The organism is Burkholderia sp. Ac-20379, from assembly GCF_017104645.1.
GTDB lineage: Bacteria > Pseudomonadota > Gammaproteobacteria > Burkholderiales > Burkholderiaceae > Burkholderia.
Map to the genome: position 1 here is coordinate 1 of NZ_JAAGPF010000822.1, position 724 is coordinate 724.

1 protein-coding gene is annotated in these 724 nt (G+C 73.5%); it reads right to left on the bottom strand.

Features of this window, described 5'->3' with window-relative positions; genetic code table 11:
- A partial coding sequence (locus tag G3N92_RS34815) for an SDR family NAD(P)-dependent oxidoreductase (protein ID WP_206131974.1) occupies positions 1-724 on the bottom strand: 724 nt, incomplete at both ends.

Sequence of the window (724 nt, forward strand, 5' to 3'; positions counted from 1 at the left end):
CCGGTGGCGCGGCGCCGTCTCGAAGAAGCGCTGAATCCGCGGCCGGTCGCCGGCGATCACCGCCGCGCGCCGCACGCCGGCGGCCAGCACGGCGTCCAGCGCCGCCATCGCGGCATCGGTATCGAGCGGCCGCTGCCCCATGCGCTCGAAGAAGGCCTGTTCGACCGAGGCAGGCACGCGCATGCCGCCGTCGCGCCACAACGGCCAGTTGATCGACACCATCGGCGTGGCACTTTGCTCGGCCAGCGCGTCGAGGAAGCCGTTGGCCGCGGCATAGTCGGCCTGCCCCGGATTGCCGAACGCGCCGCCTAGCGACGAGAACAGCACGAAGCAATCGAGCGCCATGCCGCGGCATGCGCGCTCCAGCGCCGCCGCGCCCGTCACCTTGGGCGCCAGGACGGCGTGCAGCTCGTCGGCGCGCTTGCGGACAATCGCGCTGTCGCGATGAATGCCCGCGCAATGAATCACGCCGTGAAGCGCGCCATGCAGCGCGATCGTCGTGCGCACCAGCGCGACGGCCGCCGCCTCGTCGCCGAGATCGGCGCGCAGGTAGCGCGCGTGAATCCCGCTGCGGTCGAGGGCGCCGAGCCAATCGCGGCGCGGCGCGTCGAGTTCGGACGCGCCGGCGAGCACCACCGTCGCGCCCGGCGCCTGCCGTGCGATATGTTCGGCGGTCAGGCGGCCGAGCGCGCCCAGCCCGCCGGTGATCAGATAACCGCCGCCG